Origin of the sequence: Amycolatopsis sp. lyj-90 (assembly GCF_046549035.1) — a bacterium.
In the GTDB taxonomy this organism is placed as follows: Bacteria; Actinomycetota; Actinomycetes; order Mycobacteriales; family Pseudonocardiaceae; genus Amycolatopsis.
On record NZ_JAJPWP010000008.1, the window covers coordinates 104526 to 123165 of the forward strand.

The 18640-nt window shown below is 71.3% G+C and carries 3 protein-coding genes; all 3 read left to right on the forward strand.

Annotation, left to right across the window (positions count from 1 at the left end):
• Window positions 1-200: 200 nt before the first annotated feature.
• From ACLJPX_RS29495 to ACLJPX_RS29505, 3 genes are read left to right on the forward strand one after another with little or no spacing between them, the layout of a single operon-like run.
• Entirely contained in the window at window positions 201-12413 is a 12213-nt protein-coding gene (locus ACLJPX_RS29495; protein WP_410603631.1) for an amino acid adenylation domain-containing protein, read from the forward strand.
• Between the two features lie 26 nt (window positions 12414-12439).
• A complete protein-coding gene (locus tag ACLJPX_RS29500) occupies window positions 12440-18019 on the forward strand; it encodes an amino acid adenylation domain-containing protein (RefSeq protein ID WP_410603633.1) in 5580 nt (1859 codons plus the stop codon).
• Window positions 18020-18032: 13 nt separating this feature from the next.
• Complete coding sequence (locus ACLJPX_RS29505; protein ID WP_101612835.1) at window positions 18033-18242, forward strand: MbtH family protein; 210 nt, start codon at window positions 18033-18035, stop codon at window positions 18240-18242.
• Window positions 18243-18640 lie beyond the last annotated feature (398 nt).

Consider the following 18640-nt stretch of genomic DNA (forward strand, 5'->3'; position numbering starts at 1 on the left):
GTGACCCACCACGCCACTCGACATTTTCTCCCTGGCCCGTTGGACATGTTGTCCGGGTCGTCCCTTCGGGCGACGATTCTGTGGGGGGACATGCCGCATTCGACGTCGGCTCCTCGACTTGGACCGGGACGGGATCGAGGAATTCGAGGCTTGGTTCGACGACGAACTTCAAGCCCCTTCGCTGATCGAGGGAGAAATTGATGGCTCAGTCGCGGATCGAGGACATCTGGCCGCTGTCGCCGTTGCAGGCAGGGCTGGTCTTCCACGCGGTCTACGACGGTGAAGGGCTCGACGTCTACATTGGACATTGGATCCTGGAGCTGGACGGACCGGTGGACGCGGCCAGGCTGCGCGCGGCCTGGGAGGCGTTGCTCGCGAGGCACGCCTCGCTCCGGGCTTGTTTCCGGCAGCGCAAATCGGGCGAGACGGTGCAGATCATCGCCAGGCAGGCGGAACTGCCGTGGCGCGAGGTCGACCTCTCGCACCTCGACGACCCTGATGCCTCCGGCGAGGCCGTGCGGGTGCTGGCCGAAGAGGACCGGACGAAGCGCTTCGATCTCGCGACGGCGCCGTTGCTGCGTCTCACTTTGATCCGTCTCGGCGACGACAGTCACCGCCTGGTGGTGACCTGCCATCACGCGATCATGGACGCCTGGTCGCTCCCCATCGTGTTCGACGAGCTGGCGGCGCTGTACGCGGCCGACGGCGGTCCGCTGGAACTGCCGGAAGTGACGTCGTACCGGGAATACCTCGCTTGGCTCGGCCGTCAGGACAAGGCCAGGGCGCTTTCGGCCTGGGCGGCGGAACTGGGCGACGTCGAAGAGCAGACGCTGGTGGCGCCCGCGGATCCGGGACGAGCGCCCGGAATCCCCGAGAGCGTCACGGTCGAGCTGCCGGAAGGTCTCACCCGCTCGCTGGAGGAGCTGGCCCGCGGGAACGGGCTGACGCTGAACACGGTGGTGCAGGGTGCGTGGGCACTGGTGCTGGCGCAGCTGGCAGGCCGGACGGACGTCGTGTTCGGCGCGGTCGTCTCGGCCCGCCCGCCGGATCTCCCTGGTGTGGAAGGAATGGTGGGGCTGTTCCTCAACACCGTTCCGGTACGGGTGCGGCTGCGCGGTTCGGCGCCGGTCGTCGATCTGCTGGCCCAGCTGCAGCGACGGCAGTCCGCGCTGATCCCCGACCAGTTCGTGGGGCTGGCGGACATCCAGCAGGCGGCCGGGCCCGGCGCGGTCTTCGACACCATGATCGTCTTCGAGAACTTCCCGCGCGAGCTCGGCGTCTCGGATTCTCCCGAAGCCTTCGCCATCCGCGTGAACCAGGGCCAGGAAGCCGCGCACTATCCGCTGACGCTGGTCGCCGTCCCCGGCGAGTCGATGCTCGTCAAACTCGACTATCTGACGGATCTCTTCGATCAGGACGCCGCGCTCGCCATCGTCGAGCGGTTCACGGGGGTGCTGCGTCAGCTGACGCGGGCGGGCGACCTCACGGTGGCCGACGTCGAGGTGACGAACCCGGCCGAACGCGAGGTGGTCGGCCGCTGGGGAGAGGCATCCGGTGCGAAGCCGGACCGGCTGGCGCTGGAACTCTTCGGCACCCAGGTCGAGCGTCGTCCCGAAGCGACGGCCGTCGTCGAGGGTGACCGGACGCTGTCGTACGGGGAACTGGCCGAGCGCGCGGAGCGGCTCGCCGGGTACCTGAGCGGCAAGGGAGTCCGGCGCGGGGACCGGGTCGCCGTGGTGATGGACCGGTCGCCCGAGCTGATCGCGACCCTGCTCGCGGTGTGGAAGGCGGGAGCGGCCTACATCCCGGTCGATCCCGCCTATCCGGCGGAACGCGTGAAGTTCATGCTGGCGGACGCGGAGCCGTCGGCGGTGGTGTGCACGGAGGCGCACCGGGACTCGGTGCTGGACGGCGGGCTCGAGCCGATCGTCCTCGACGAGCCGGAAACCCGGCGGGCCGTGGCGGAATACGCCCGCCTGTCGACCGGTGCGACCGCCGATGACGTCGCCTACGTGATGTACACGTCGGGCTCGACGGGGATGCCGAAGGGCGTCGCGGTGTCGCACGGCAACGTCGCGGCACTGGTCGGTGAGCCGGGCTGGGGCGTGGGTCCCGGCGACGCGGTGCTGATGCACGCCTCGCACGCGTTCGACATCTCCCTGTTCGAACTGTGGGTGCCGCTGCTTTCGGGCGCCCGGGTGGTGCTCGCCGGATCGGGCGCTGTCGACGGCGAAGCGCTGGCCGGTTACGTGGCGGCCGGGGTCACGGCCGCGCACCTGACCGCCGGCAGTTTCCGGGTGCTGGCCGAGGAGTCGCCGGAATCGGTCGCCGGGCTGCGCGAGGTGCTGACCGGTGGTGACGCGGTGCCGCTCGCGGCGGTGGAGCGCGTGCGGCGGACCTGCCCGGACGTCCGGGTGCGGCATCTCTACGGGCCGACCGAGGCCACGCTGTGCGCGACGTGGTGGCTGCTCGAACCCGGCGACGAGACGGGATCGGTACTGCCGATCGGCCGTCCGCTCGCGGGACGGTGCGTCCACGTCCTCGACGCGTTCCTTCGACCGGTGCCGCCGGGGCTGCCCGGTGAGCTCTACGTCGCCGGAGCCGGTGTGGCGCAAGGCTATCTGGGGCGTTCGGCGTTGACGGCCGAGCGGTTCGTCGCGGACCCGCATCTGCCCGGCGAGAGGATGTACCGGACCGGGGACCTGGCGTACTGGACGGAGCAGGGCACGCTGGCGTTCGCCGGGCGGGCCGACGACCAGGTGAAGATCCGCGGGTACCGGGTGGAACCCGGCGAGATCGAGGTGGCCCTCGCCCGGCTGCCCGGGGTCGGTCAGGCCGTCGTGATCGCCCGTGACGAACAGTTGATCGGCTACGCGGTCGCCGAAGCGGGACAGGCCCTCGACCCGGCGGTGCTGCGCGGACAGCTCGCCGAAACGCTGCCCGAGTTCATGATCCCGGCCGCGATGCTGGTGCTGGACGAGTTGCCGCTGACGGTCAACGGGAAGGTGGACCGCCAGGCGCTGCCCGAACCGGACTTCTCGTCGAAGTCGGCGGGCCGGGAACCGGAGACCGAGGACGAGCGAGTCCTTTGTGGAGTGTTCGCCGAGGTGCTCGGGCTGGACCGGGTCGGGGTCGAGGACAGCTTCTTCGAGCTGGGCGGCGACTCGATCTCGTCGATGCAGGTGGCCGCCCGTGCACGTCGTGAGGGAATCTCCCTGACGCCGCGGCTGGTGTTCGAGCACCGGACCCCCGGCAGGCTGGCGGCGCTGGCCGCGGAAGCACAGCCCGCCCAAGCATCCACAGTGGACAGTGGCGTCGGCGAGATCCCGATGACGCCGGTGATGCTGGCCCTCGGTGAGAACGCGGTGCGCCCCGGTTTCGCGCAGGCGCGGGTGGTCGTCACCCCGGCGGGCTTCGACCAGGACACACTGGGCACGGCCCTGCGAGCGGTGCTGGACGCGCACGACGTCCTGCGGGCGCGGGTGGAGTCCGGCGGACGGCTGCTGGTGCCCGAGCGGGGCGCGGTGGACGCGGCCGGCCTGGTGACGCGGGTCGAGGCCGGGCCGGGGAACCTCGACGAGATCGCCGAACGCGCGGTCAGGACGGCGACGGGCACGCTGGACCCGGCGGCGGGGATCATGGTGCGGGCCGTCTGGGTCGACGCGGGGAACGCCGAGCCGGGCCGGTTGGCGCTGGTGGCGCATCACCTGGCGGTCGACGCGGTCTCGTGGGGAATCCTGCTGCCGGATCTGCGCACGGCCTACGACGAAGCGAGCTCGGGCGGGACTCCCGTCCTCGACGCCGCGACGACGTCGTACCGGCAGTGGGCGCGGCGGCTGGCGGAGCAGGCGCTCAGCGAGCGCACCGTGGCCGAAACCGATCGGTGGGCCGCCCTCCTGGACGGCGCGGACACGGGATTCGAGCAGGGCACCGGGAAGTCGCACTCGTGGTCTTCGACGGTGTCCGGCACCGCGGCGAGCGGGTTGCTGGCCCGGTTGCCGGGCGCCTTCCACTGCGGGATCCAGGACGTCCTGCTGGCGGGCCTCGCGGGTGCGGTGGCGCGGGTGCGGGGTACTGACACTGGGCTGCTCGTGGACGTCGAAGGTCACGGCCGCGAAGCCGCCGACGGCGAAGACCTGTTGCGCACCGTGGGCTGGTTCACCAGCGTTCACCCGGTCCGCTTCGACCTCGCCGAGGTCGATCTCGACGCCGTGGCGGCGGGTGACGCGGCGGCCGGGCGATTGCTGAAGGCCGCGAAGGAACAGATCCGCGCCGTCCCCGGGGACGGACTCGGCTACGGGCTGCTGCGCTACCTCAACCCCGACACCGGGGCGAGGCTGGCCGAGCTGCCGTCCGCGCCGATCGGCTTCAACTACTTGGGCCGGACAGGCCTTTCCGTCAAGGACAGGGCATGGCAGCAGGCGGGCGAAGGGCCGCTCGGTGGCGGCCCGGACATGATCCTCGCCCACCCCGTGGAGGTCGGCGCGGAAGTCCAGGACACGCCGGAAGGGCCCCGGCTCGCGCTCGCCATCGACGGACAGGACCTCGACCCCGCGACGGTCGAGCGCCTCGGTGAGGCCTGGCTGGAGATGCTGACCGGTCTCGCGGCCCTCGCCGAAGATCCCCGTGCGGGCGGGTACACCCCGTCCGACTTCGGCCTCGTCGCACTCGCGCAGCGCGACGTGGCGGAGCTGGAAGCCGCGACGCCGGGGCTGACGGACATCTGGCCGCTTTCGCCGCTCCAGGAAGGAATGCTCTTCGAACGGGCGGTCGCCGAGGACGACGTCGACGTCTATCAGAGCCAGCGGATCCTGGACCTCGACGGACCGCTCGACGCGGAGCGGCTGCGCGCCGCGTGGAACCAGGTGGTCGCGCGGCACGACTCGCTGCGGACGAGCTTCCACCAGCTGGGCTCCGGCGAAACGGTGCAGGTCGTCGCGGCCGAGGTCGAGATCCCTTGGCGCGTAGCGGATCTGTCGCGGCTCGATGAGGCCGCGGCGGCCGAGGAGATCGAACGGCTGCTCGCGGAGGACCAGGCGAAGCGGTTCGACGTGACCGAGGCGCCGCTGCTCCGGCTGCTGCTGATCCGGCTCGGCGCGAACACGCACCGGCTCGTCCTGACGTCGCACCACGTTCTCCTGGACGGCTGGTCGACACCGCTCGTCCTTGGCGAGGTCTCGATCGCCTATGCCGGTGGACAGGGCCCGTCGAGGTCACCGTCCTATCGGGACTACCTGGCGTGGTTGAGCCGCCAGGACGAGCAGGCGACGCGGGAAGCGTGGCGAGCCGAACTCGCCGGGTCGGACGAACCGACCGTCGTCGACGCCGATGCCGACAAGGCGATGGTGGTACCGGGTGAGCACGCCGAATGGCTGCCCGAGGAGGCGACGCGGAACCTCACCGGTTTCGCCCGCGGCCACGGCCTGACGCTGAGCACGATCGTGCAGGGTGCCTGGGCGCTGGTGCTGGCGCGGCTGGCGGGCCGGACGGACGTGGTGTTCGGGACGGTGACGTCGGGGCGGCCCGCCGAGGTGCCGGACGTCGAGCAGATGGTGGGGATGTTCATCAACACCATCCCGGTCCGGGTCCGCCTCGACGGCGGCCAGCCGGTGCTGGACCTGCTCCAGGACCTCCAGGCACGCCAGTCCGCGTTGACGGAACACCAGTACTTGGGGCTTTCGCAGGTCCAGAAGGCGGCAGGCGCGGGCGCGGTCTTCGACACCATCGTGATGATCGAGAACTACCCGCACGACGCCGCCGGTCTCGGCGACGACGGCGGTGTCGCGATCAGCTCGGTCCGCACCCGGACCGGCACCAGCTATCCGCTGGCCATGAGCGTTTCGCCGGGGAAGACCCTGCAGATCCGCGTGGCCTACCGGCCCGACCGGATCGGCGGGGAAACGGCCGCCGAGATCGCCAGGCAGGTCGTGCGTGTCCTGGAACTGGTGGTGTCGGAGGCTTCGCGTCCCGTCGGCACGCTGGCCGTCACGAGCGAACCGGCGCGCGCGTCGGTCGTGGAGCTCTGGAACTCGACCGGTGAAGCGGTGAGCGGGACGACCGTGCCGGAGCTGTTCCGGCGACAGGCGCGGAAGTCGCCGGACGCTGTCGCGGTCGTCGACGGGGAACGCACGCTGTCCTACGCCGGACTCGACCGGGAATCCGACCGGCTGGCCGGGTATCTCGCCGGGATCGGCGTACGGCGCGGTGACCGGGTCGGCGTGGTGATGGAACGCGGCGCGGACCTGCTGGTGGCGCTTCTCGCGGTCTGGAAGGCGGGAGCCGCGCAGGTCCCGGTGAACGTGGACTACCCCGCGGAACGGATCGAACGGATGCTGGCCGATTCCGGTGCGGCGGTGGCGCTCTGCGTGGGAGCGAGCCGCGGCGCGGTTCCGGACGGCGTCGAGCCGGTGGTCGTGGACGCGCCGGAGATCGCGGGAACCTCTTACGAGGCACCGGTTTTCACCGCCGGAGCACATGACGTGGCCTACGTGATGTACACGTCGGGATCGACCGGCGTGCCCAAGGGGGTCGCGGTGCCGCACGGCAGCGTGGCGGCCCTGGCGGGCGACCCCGGCTGGTCGCAGGGCCCCGGCGATTGTGTGCTGCTGCACGCTTCGCACGCGTTCGACGCGTCACTGGTCGAGATCTGGGTGCCGCTGGTGGGCGGGGCCCGCGTGCTGGTCGCGGAACCGGGCGCGGTCGACGCGCAGCGGGTGCGGGAAGCGATCGAACGCGGCGTGACCACCATCCACCTGACGGCCGGGACCTTCCGCGTGGTGGCCGAGGAAGCACCGGAGTCCTTCACCGGCTTGCGGGAGATCCTGACCGGCGGGGACGCGGTGCCGCTCGCCTCCGTCGCCCGGATGCGGCGTGCCTGCCCGGACGTCCGGTTCCGGCAGCTCTACGGCCCCACCGAGATCACCTTGTGCGCCACCTGGCTCGTCCTCGAACCCGGGGCGGAAACGGGGAGCACCCTGCCGATCGGCGGACCGCTGGCCGGCAGGCAGGCGTACGTGCTCGACGCTTTCCTTCAGCCGGTGGCCCCGAACGTGACCGGTGAGCTGTACCTCGCCGGAGCCGGTCTGGCGCACGGTTATCTGGGCGCCGCCGGAGCGACGGCGCAGCGATTCCTCGCCAACCCGTTCGCGGCGGGCGAGAGGATGTACCGCACCGGCGACCTGGGCCGCTGGACCGAGCAGGGCGAGCTGGTGTTCGCCGGACGGGCCGACTCCCAGGTGAAGATCCGCGGTTACCGCGTCGAGCCGGGCGAGATCGAGGCCGTGCTGACCGAGGTGCCCGACGTCGCGCAGGCTGTCGTGGTCGCGAGGGAAGAGCGCCCCGGTGAGAAGCGGCTGATCGCCTACGTGACCGCGGAATCGGGACAGGCGCTGGAATCCGGCGAGGTCCGCGCGTCGCTCGCGGAGCGGCTGCCGGAGTTCATGGTGCCCGCGGTGGTGCTGGTGCTGGACACCTTCCCGTTGACCCTCAACGGGAAGATCGACCGCGCGGCCTTGCCCGCTCCCGAATTCACCGCGAAGTCCGCCGGTCGCGAGCCGCGCACCGAGGCCGAGCGGGTGCTGAGCGACCTGTTCGCCGAGATCCTCGGACTGGACCACGTCGGCGCCGATGACAGTTTCTTCGAGCTCGGCGGCGACTCGATCCTCTCGATGCGGTTGGCCGCCCGCGCCCGGCGCGAGGACTTCGTCTTCGGCGCGAAGCAGGTCTTCGAGCAGAAGACGCCCGCGGGCATCGCGGCGGTCGCGGAGCGCGGCGGTGAGATCGACGCCGTCCTCGACGACGGTGTCGGCGAAGTCCCGTGGACGCCGGTGGTGCGTGCTCTGCTCGAACGCGATCCCGGCGCGCTGACCCGGGGCGCCTTGGCGCAGTGGGTGACCGCGGGAGCGCCCGGTGACCTGTCGCTGGAGGCGTTGACGGCCGGTTTGGGCGCGCTGATCGATGCCCACGACCTGCTGCGGAGCCGGGTCGTCGAGACCGGGGGAGAGCCTCGGCTGGTCGTGGCCGAGCGGGGAACGGTCGACGCGGCGACGCTGGTCGAGCGGGTCGAAGCCGGTGCCGGAGACCTGGACGAGGTCGCGGACCGCTGCGCCCACGAAGCGGCCGGACGGCTGGACCCCGCCGCGGGCGTGATGCTCCGGGCGGTGTGGGTGGACGCGGGACCCGGCCGCGTGGGACGGCTCGTGGTGGCCGCGCATCACCTCGCCGTCGACGTCGTGTCGTGGCGTGTCCTGCTGCCCGATCTGCAACTGGCCTGTGAAGCCGCGGCCGCGGGCCGGGAACCCGTGCTCGACCCGCCGCCCGTTTCGTTCCGGCGCTGGGCGCGGACGCTGGCCGATCAGGCGGCGATCCGGACCAGAGAGCTGGAGACCTGGACCGGGATCCTCGACGGCGCGCAGGCGCGGGTGGGCGAGCTCGACCCGCGGCTCGACACCATCGCGACCTCGGGACGCCGGTCGTGGACCCTGCCGCGGGACCGCGCGAGCGTGCTCGCGGAGAAGGCCACTTCGGCCTTCCACTGCGGCGTGCACGAGGTCCTGCTGGCCACCCTGGCCGGCGCGGTGGTCCAGTGGCGCGGCGGAACCTCCGTCGTGGTGGACGTCGAAGGCCACGGCCGTCAGCCCCTCGACGAGATGGACCTTTCGCGGACGCTCGGCTGGTTCACCGATGTCCATCCGGTCCGGTTGGACACCACCGGGGCGGATCCGGCCGACGCGATCGCGGGCGGCACCGCGGCCGGTCGCCTGCTGAAGCAGGTCAAGGAGAACGTGCGGGCGGTGCCCGACGGCGGGCTCGGCTACGGGATGCTGCGGTATCTCGACGCCGGGACCGGGAAGGCACTGGCGGCGCTGCCGACGGCGGAGATCGGGTTCAACTACCTCGGCCGCTTCTCACCGCGGCCCGACGGTGACGCGGAGCCTTGGCAGCTGGCGGGAACCATCGGCGGGGTGGCGGAAGAAGATCTGCCGCTGCGGCACGTCGTCGAGATCGACGCGGTGGTGCTGGACGCCGAGGACGGCCCCGAGTTCACCCTGACCGTGACCTGGGCCGGACGGCTGCTCGGCGAGGCCGAGGCGGAATCGCTCGGGAAGGCCTGGCTCGACCAGCTGACCGGCCTCGCCACCCACGTCGCCGCCGACGACAGCGCCGGGGGACACACGCCCTCCGACTTCCCGCTCACCACGCTGACCCAGCGAGAGGTGGCGGAGGTCGAGGCCGTCGTCCCGAGCCTGCACGACATCTGGCCGCTTTCCCCGCTTCAGGAAGGCCTGCTGTTCCACGCCGTCGACGAGCGCGGCCCGGACGTTTACGCCGGTATCCGCGACATCCTCCTCGACGGCCCGATGGACGTCGCCCGGTTCCGGGCGTCCTGGCAGACCCTTCTCGACCGGCACCCGGCCCTGCGGGCGAGTTTTCACCAGCTCGGGTCCGGCGTGGCCGTCCAGGCGGTCGCCAAGGACGTGGCGCTGCCCTGGGTGGAGACCGACCTGTCCCACCTGCCCGAAGACGAGGCGCTGGCGGAATTCGCCCGCCTCGCGCAGGAGTCGCACGCGGAGCGGTTCGACCTGACGAAGGCGCCGCTGCTGCACCTGCACCTCGTGCGCTTCGGGGACCGCAAGCACCGGATGATCCTCAGGTCGCATCACATCTCGGCCGACGGCTGGTCCCTTCCGGTCTTCCTCGTCGAGGTGATGACGGCGTACGAAACCGGTGGCGACGGCAGGACCCTGCCGGTCCCGACGTCCTATCGGGACTACCTCGCCTGGCTCGCCCGCCAGGACAAGGAAGCCGCCAGGGAGGCGTGGCGGACCGAGCTCGCGGGACTCGACGAGGCGACCCACGTCGTGTCCCCGGACGCGATCGCCGTGCCCATCGAGCCCGACCGCGTGCGCTTCGAACTCGACGACGCGCTGAGCCGTCGCCTGGCGGAGTTCACCCGCGGGCACGGCGTGACGACGAATACGCTTTTCCAGGGAGTCTGGGCGCTTTTGCTGGCGCGGTTGACGGGGCGCGACGACGTCGTCTTCGGCACCACGGTGGCCGGGCGCCCGATCGACATCCCCGGCGTCGAGTCCGCGGTCGGCCTGTTCATGAACATGCTGCCGGTCCGCGCTCGCCTCATCGGCGACCGGCCGTTCCTCGACATGCTGACGGATCTGCAGGAACGCCAGGTCGCGTTGATGCCGCACCAGCACGTGGGGCTGACCGAGATCAACCAGCTAGCCGGTTCCGGAGCGGCCTTCGACACGATCGTGGTGTTCGAGAACTACCCGCCCCCGCCGCTCCCGTCCGACGACCCCGAAGTCCTCGCCCTGCGTCCCGCCGGGATCCCGGACGACACCGGGCACTATCCGTTGTCGCTCCGCGCGTCCGAAGGCGGCGGCGTCCACGGCGAGGTCATCTACCGGCCGGACGTGTTCGACCGGACCCGGATCGACGGGTTCGTCGCGTCGATCGTCCGGGCGCTGGAGCAGGTCGTGGCCGAACCGCGGATCCCGGTGGGCCGGGTCGCGCTGATCGGCCCGGAGCAGCGCCGCCTGGTGGTGGACGACTGGAACCGGACCGAGGAGCCGTTCGAAGCCGAGGCCCTGCCGGTGCTGTTCCGCAGGCAGGCCGAGCGGTCGCCGGACGCGCCGGCGGTGGAGGACGCCGCCCGGCGCCTGTCGTTCGGCGAACTGCTCGGCGAGGTGGAATCGCTGGCGCGGCTGCTCGTGGGGCTGGGTATCCGGCGCGAGACCCGGGTGGGTGTCGTCGTCGGCCGCTCGGCCGAACTGGCGGTGACGCTGATGGCGGTGTCCTTCGCCGGCGGGGCGTTCGTCCCGGTCGACCCGGACTACCCGCGTGAGCGGATCGAGCTGATGCTGGAGAGTTCGGCGCCCGAGGTGCTGGTGTGCACCAAGGCGACCCGCGCGGTCGTGCCGGAGAAGTTCGCGGGCACGGTGCTGGAGCTGGAAGACCTGCCCGCCGCCGATCCGGGCGTGGCGTTGCCGCACGTGGCCGCGAGCGACGCGGCGTACGTGATCTACACGTCGGGTTCGACCGGGGTGCCCAAGGGCGTCATGGTCACCCATTCCGGGCTCGGCAACCTGGCGACCGCGCATATCGAGCGGATGGGCGTGACGTCCTCGTCGCGGGTACTCCAGTTGTCCGCCATCGGTTTCGACGCCATCGTCTCCGAGTTGTTCATGGCCCTGCTGGCCGGAGGGACGCTGGTGCTGCCCGACGCGGAGAGCATGCCGCCCCGGGTGACGCTGGGCGACGCGCTGCGCCGGTGGGGGATCACGCATCTGACCGTTTCGCCGAGTGTGCTGGCGGTCGAAGACGACCTGCCGGACACCCTGCGGACCGTGCTCACGGGTGGCGAGGTGCTGCCACCCGCGCTGGTGGACCGCTGGTCGCCGGGCCGCCGGATGATCAACGCCTACGGCCCGACCGAGACGACGATCTGCTCGACGATGAGCGCCCCGCTCTCGCCGGGACACGACGTGGTCCCGCTAGGCGGCCCGATCCGGAACGTGCGGCACTACGTGCTCGACGCGTTCCTGCAGCCGGTGCCGCCCGGCGTGGCCGGCGAGCTCTACATCGCGGGAGTCGGACTCGCCCGCGGCTACCTCGGGCGTCCGGGCCTGACGTCGGAACGGTTCGTCGCCGATCCGTTCTCGCCGGGCGAGCGCATGTACCGCTCCGGCGACCGGTTCCGCTGGGCCACCGACGGCCAGCTGATCTTCGTCGGCCGGGCGGACGCGCAGGTCAAGGTGCGCGGCTACCGGGTCGAGCCCGCCGAGATCGAGGCCGTGCTGGCGGAGCATCCGGGGGTCGCCCAGGTGGTGGTCGCCGTGCACCGGGACGGACCGGGTGACAAGCAGCTGGTGGCGTATGTCGTGCCGTCGGCGGACGCTCCCGCGGAGCTGACGTCCGTGCTGCGCGAGCTGGCGGCGGAAAGCCTGCCGGAGTACATGATGCCCGCGGCTTTCGTCGCGCTGGACCGGATGCCGCTCACCCCGAACGGCAAGCTCGACCACCGGGCGCTCCTCGCCCCCGATTTCTCCGGAATGACTTCCGGGCGGAATCCGCGCACGGCGATGGAGTCGAAGTTGTGCGGGCTGTTCGCGGAGGTGCTCGGCCTCGACCGGGTGGGTGCCGACGACAGCTTCTTCGAACTCGGCGGCGACTCGATCATCTCGATGCAGCTGTCGGCGCGGGCACGCCGGGAGGGGCTGGAACTGAGCCCGTGGCAGGTGTTCGAAGAGAAGACACCGGAACGGCTGGCGACGCTCGTCAAGGAGATCCCCGCCGAAGACGAGACCACTCCGGAGCCGGAACCCGCCGGGGGCGCGCTCGTCGCTCTTTCCCTTGACCAGTTGGAACAACTCGAGGCCGGGTTGGCCGGCGAATGACCCCGCTTTCTTCTAAGGAGCAGATCGTGACCGTTGACGACACCCGCGCGAAGCCGCGTTCCAGCGTGGAGGACGTCTGGCCTCTTTCCCCGCTGCAGGAAGGAATGCTCTATCACACCGCCCTCGACGACGACGGTCCTGACACCTACACCGTGCAGACCGTCTACGGCATCGACGGCCCGCTGGACGCCGCGCTGCTGAGGGCGACGTGGCAGGCTCTCGTGAACCGGCACGCCGCGCTGCGGGCCTGTTTCCGTTACGTCAGCGGCGCGCAGATGGTGCAGGTCATCACGCGGGACGCCGAAATCCCTTGGCGGGAAACGGATCTCTCCGGGCTGCCGGACGAAATCCTCGAAAGCGAGGTGGACCGGCTCGCCGCGGACGAGCTGGCCGAGCGGCTCCGCATCGAGGTGGCGCCGCTGATGAAGCTGCACCTGATCCGGCTCGGCCCGGACCGCCACCGGCTCGTGCACACGCTCCACCACGTGCTGACCGACGGCTGGTCGATGCCGATCATCCACCGCGAGCTCGCCGCGATCTACGCGGCGGGCGGAGACGCCTCCGGGTTGCCGCCCACAGTGTCCTATCGGGACTATCTCGCCTGGCTCGGCAAGCAGGACAAGGAAGTGGCCAGGGCCGCCTGGCGGGAAGAGTTCACCGGGCTGGACACGCCGACCGCGGTCGCCCCGGCCGATCCGTCCCGGGTGCCCGACATCGACACGGCGGTGGTCGAGCTGTCCACCGAGGTGACGGACGGGCTGGCCAAACTGGCGCGCGGGCACGACCTCACCCTCAACACCGTCGTGCAGGGCGCGTGGGCCGTCGTGCTGTCGCAGCTCGCCGGCCGGACCGAGGTCGTCTTCGGTGCGACCGCCTCGGGGCGTCCCGCCGAGCTGGCGGGCGTGGAGTCGATGGTCGGCCAGCTGCTCAACACGCTGCCGGTGCGGGTCCGGCTCGACGGCGCGCGGCGGGCCGTCGACCTGTTCGCCGAGTTGCAGCGCGACCAGTCGGCCCTGATGGCCCACCAGCATCTCGGCCTGCAGGACGTGCAGGCCGTCGTCGGACCCGGCGCGGTCTTCGACACGCTCGTCATCTACGAGAACTTCCCCCGCAAGGGTCTCGGCCAGGAGCACGGCGGCCTGACCCTGCGCCCGGTCAAACGCGGCCGCAACTCCTCGCACTACCCGTTCACCCTGGTCACCGGCCCGGGTGAGCAGATGCCGCTCATCCTCGACTACGACCGGGGTCTCTTCGACCGGACAATGGGCGAGTCGGTCGTGGGCGCGCTCGCCCGTGTCCTGGAGCGCCTGGTCGCCGAACCCGAGGTCCTCGTCGGCCGCCTGACGCTGCTGAGCGAGGCCGAGCGCGCCCTGGTGGTGGACGACTTCAACGCGACCGCGGGCCCGGTGCCGGGTGATTCCGTGGTCGAGCTGTTCGCCCGGCGGGTGGCCGAGGCGCCGGACGCGGTGGCGATCACCGACGCGGCCGGGTCGAACCTCACCTACGCCGAGGTCGACCAGGCGTCGAACCGGCTGGCCGGACATCTCGCCGGACGCGGTGTCACCCGCGGCGACCGCGTCGGGGTGGCCATGGAGCGGTCCCCGGACCTGCTGATCGCGTTCCTGGCGATCTGGAAGGCGGGCGCCGCGTACGTCCCGGTCGACGTCGAATACCCGGCCGAGCGGATCGCGTTCCTCCTCGGCGATTCCGAGGTCTCGGTCGTCCTGTGCACCGAAGCCACCAGCGGAGTCGTGCCCGAGGGCGCGATCGTCCTCGACGCTCCGGAGACGCGTGCCGCCGTGGCCGCCACCGCCGCGACGGCGCCGTCGGACCGGCCGTCCGCCGACGACCTGGCGTACGTCATGTACACCTCGGGATCCACTGGCTTGCCTAAGGGCGTGGGGATCCCGCACGGTGCGGTGGCGGGCCTCGCGGGCGACTCGGGCTGGCAGATCGGCCCGGGCGACGGCGTGCTGATGCACGCGACGCACGTCTTCGACCCTTCGCTCTACGCGATGTGGGTGCCGCTCGCCACGGGCGCCCGGGTCCTGCTCACCGAGCCGGGCGTGCTGGACGCGGCCGGGGTGCGGCAGGCCGTCTCCCGTGGCGCGAACTTCGTCCACCTCACCGCCGGAACCTTCCGCGCCCTGGCGGAAACGTCCCCGGAGTGCTTCGAGGGCCTGGTCGAGATCGGCACCGGCGGGGATGTGGTTCCCGCGCAGTCCGTGGAAAACCTGCGGCGGGCCCAGCCCGGCCTGCGGGTGCGGAACACCTACGGACCGACCGAGACCACCCTGTGCGCGACGTGGCTCCCGATCGAGCCCGGCGACGTGGTCGATCGGGAACTGCCGATCGGTCACCCGATGACGAACCGCAGGATCTACCTCCTCGACGCCTTCCTGCGCCCGGTCGCGCCGGGAGTGACGGGCGAGCTGTACATCGCGGGGACGGGGCTGGCCCGCGGATATCTCGGCAGCCCGGACCTGACGGCCGGTCGGTTCGTGGCCTGCCCGTTCCTGCCGGGCGAACGCATGTACCGCACCGGCGACCTGGCCCGCTGGACCCCCGACGGCGAGGTCGTGTTCCTCGAACGCGCCGACGACCAGGTGAAGATCCGCGGTTACCGGGTCGAGCTCGGCGAGGTGGAGTCCGTGCTGGCCGTCCAGCCGGGAGTGGTCGAAGCGGTCGTCATGGCGCGCGAAGACCAGCCGGGCGAGAAGCGCCTGGTGGGGTACTTCGTCTCCGACGGCAGTGACGCGGGACCGGAGGAGATCCGGCGGCAGCTGGGCTTGGTCCTGCCCGCGTACATGGTCCCCATGGCGGTCGTCGCCCTGCCCGGGCTGCCCGTCACGCCCAACGGCAAGGTGGACCGCCGGGCACTGCCCGCCCCGGATCTCGCGGGACGCGCGTCGGAGAAGGCGCCCGAGAGCGAGTCCGAGAAGGTCCTCTGCGAGCTGTTCTCCGAGATCCTCGGTGTCGACCACGTCGGTGTCGACGACGCTTTCCACGACCTCGGGGGCAGCTCGGCGCTGGCCATGCGGCTCATCGCGCGGATCCGCGAGGTGATCGGCGTGGACCTGCCCATCCGGCAGCTGTTCTCCTCGCCGACGCCCGCCGGTGTCGCCAGGGCGCTCGCGGCGAAGTCGCGTCCCGCGCTGGAGGCCGTCGAACGGCCGGACCGGGTGCCGCTCACGGCCCGGCAGCTCCGTGCCTGGCTGCTGGCCAGTCCCGGGGAAGAGACCGCCGGTCTGCAGGTCGCGGTCGCGCTGCGGCTGCGCGGCAGGCTCGACGTGTCCGCGCTGGCGGCCGCGCTCGGCGACGTCGCGGTCCGGCACGAAGTCCTCCGCACGACCTTCCCCGGTGACGCGCAGAGCGTTCACCAGCAGGTCCACGAGGCCTCCGCGATCGAGCTGACCCCGGTCCCGGTCACCGAGGACGAACTTCCCGCGCTCCTCGCCGAGCGTCGTGAGTCGGGCTTCGACCTCACCCGTGAGGTGCCGTGGCGGTGCGACCTTTTCGCGCTCTCGGAAAAGGAACACGTCCTGCAGCTGCGGGTGCACCGGATCCTCACCGACGACGACTCGCTGGACGTGTTCTTCCGTGACCTGGCGGCCGCGTACGGTGCCCGGCGCTCGGGCCGTGTCCCGGAGCGTGCGCCGCTGGCCCTGCAGTTCGCCGACTACGCGCTCTGGGAGCAGCGGCTTCTCGACGACGGCCGGGAGCAGGGCAGCCTGATCGACGAGCAGGTCGTCTTCTGGCGGGACACCCTGACCGGCATCGACGGCGAGACGGTGCTCCCGTTGGACCGGCCGCGGCCCGCCGTCCCGTCGCGCAAGGCCGGCACGGTCGCGCTGCGGCTGGACGCCGGTCCGTACAACCGGTTGACCGAAGCGGTGGAACGGCTCGGCGCGGAGACGATCCAGGTCGTGCACGCCGCGCTCGCCGTGCTGCTGGCCAAGTTCGGGGCGGGCGAGGATCTCGTGATCGGCACGACGCTGCCGCGGGACGAGGACCTCATCGACCTCGAGCCGATGATCGGCCCGTTCGCGCGGCCGTTCGCCCTGCGGACGGATCTCTCGGGCGACCCGACCTTCCTGGAGGTCGTCACCCGGGTGCAGGAGGCGGTCCGCGGCGCGCGTCCGCATCTGGACCTTCCCTTCGAGCGGATCGTCGAGCTGCTGGACCTGCCCGCCTCGCTCTCGCGTCACCCCGTGTTCCAGGTGGGACTCGAGGTGAACGAGGAGGACATCGGCGCGTGGGACGCGGCGGAACTGCCCGCTCTGCGCACCAGCGCCGAGCCGGGCGGGGTCGAGGCCATCGAGCTGGATCTCGCGTTCACGCTCACCGAGCGCCTCGACGAGGACGACAACGAGGACGGCCTTGCAGGCACCCTCCGGTACGCCGCGGACCTGTTCGACGAAGCCACGGCGGAATCGGTGGCACGGCGGCTGATCCGAGTCCTGGAACAGGTGGCCGAGGATCCTCAGCGGCGGATCAGCGACCTGGACCTCTTCCTGGACGACACCGAACGCGGCCGTCCGGCCATCGCGCCCGCGCGCTGGTCCGGCGACGTGCCTTCGGTGGTCGCCGCGCTGGCCGAGGACGGTCCGCTGGGCGCGCTCGTGCTCGACGACGCGCGGCGTCCCGTCGCTCCGGGAGCGGTAGGCGATCTCTACGTCACCGGCCCGGCTGTCGACGCGGGCAAGTCAGGACGGCCGAGCGAACCTTGCCCGTTCGGGGACGCGGGGCACCGGATGCTGAACACGGGCCTGCTCGCCCGCAAGACCGCGGCCAAGACCCTGATCGTGGTGGGCGAGCGGCGGCGATCAAGCACCGCGGTGAAGACGGGTGACTACGAGATCCTGCTGCCGCTGCAAGCCGGTGGCGACCGTCCGCCGCTGTTCTGCGTCCACGCGAGTGGTGGCCTGAGCTGGAACTACGGGCCGCTGCTGCGACACCTTCCCGCGAACCAGCCGGTCTACGGGGTGCAGGCGCGTGGCCTGGCCCGGACCGAACGGCTTCCCGAGAGCGTCGAGGAGATGGCGGCCGACTACCTCGCGCACATCCGCGCCGTGCAGCCGACCGGGCCGTACCACCTGCTCGGCTGGTCACTCGGCGGACGGATCGCGCAGGCGATGGCCGCCTTGCTCGAGGCGGACGGGGAAGAGGTCGGCCTGCTGGCCCTGCTCGACGCCTACCCCGTCTACATGGGACGGAACGCGACCGGCACGGTGACCGAAGAAGCCTCGCGCGACGAAGACGGCCTGCAGAAACGGAAACAGCAGGACCTGGAACTCGCGGGCGGAATGGTGCAGGGACCCGGTGCCAAGGAACGGCTGGAAGCGGTGATGCGGAACCTCTGGAAGGTCGGGCCGCAGCACACCGCCACGCCGTTCAAGGGCGACATCCTGCTGTTCGTCGCTTCCGAGGACCGGCCGGCCCATCTGCCCGTTTCCGAGGCGATCGCCGGCTGGAAGGACTTCACCAGCGGGGCCATCGAACCCCACGAGATCCCGACCAACCATTACGACATGGTGCAACCCGCGGCGCTGGTCCAGATTGGGTCCATCGTCGCCGAGAAGCTCCGGCCCCGGCCGGGTGCGTGAAAGGACACAAACCATGACCAACCCCTTCGACAACGAAGACGGTTCCTTCTTGGTGCTCGTCAACGACGAAGGCCAGCACTCCCTCTGGCCGACCTTCGCCGAGGTGCCCGCCGGCTGGACCCGCGTGCACGGCGAGGCCTCGCGCCAGGAATGCCTGGCCTACGTGGAGGAGAACTGGACCGACCTCCGGCCGAAGAGCCTGATCGCGGAAGTCAACGGCTGAGCTGAAGTGTCCAGCCGCTCAAGGCGGACGGTTGGACGAGCCCGGCGGCCGCTTTCGCAGATGACGCGAAAGCCACTTTCGCAACCTTCACCGTTGTGAAAGTGGCTTTCGCAACAGGCCACCCTTGCCCACCCCGACAGACCGTCGTCGCCGCTCCCGAGCTTCCGGCGACCGTGTCGCGAAAGCCACTTTCGGGACATCTGACGTCCCGAAAGAAGCTTTCGCGACACGCCACCGGCGCGAAGGGCTCAGGAACAGGTGCGTCCCACCCCTGATCCGGATGGCTGGACGAGCTCGGCGGCCGCTTGCGCCGATGACGCGAAAGCCACTTTCGCAACCTTCACCGTTGTGAAGGTGGCTTTCGCAACGCGCCACCGGCGCGGCACCGGCGCGACGCG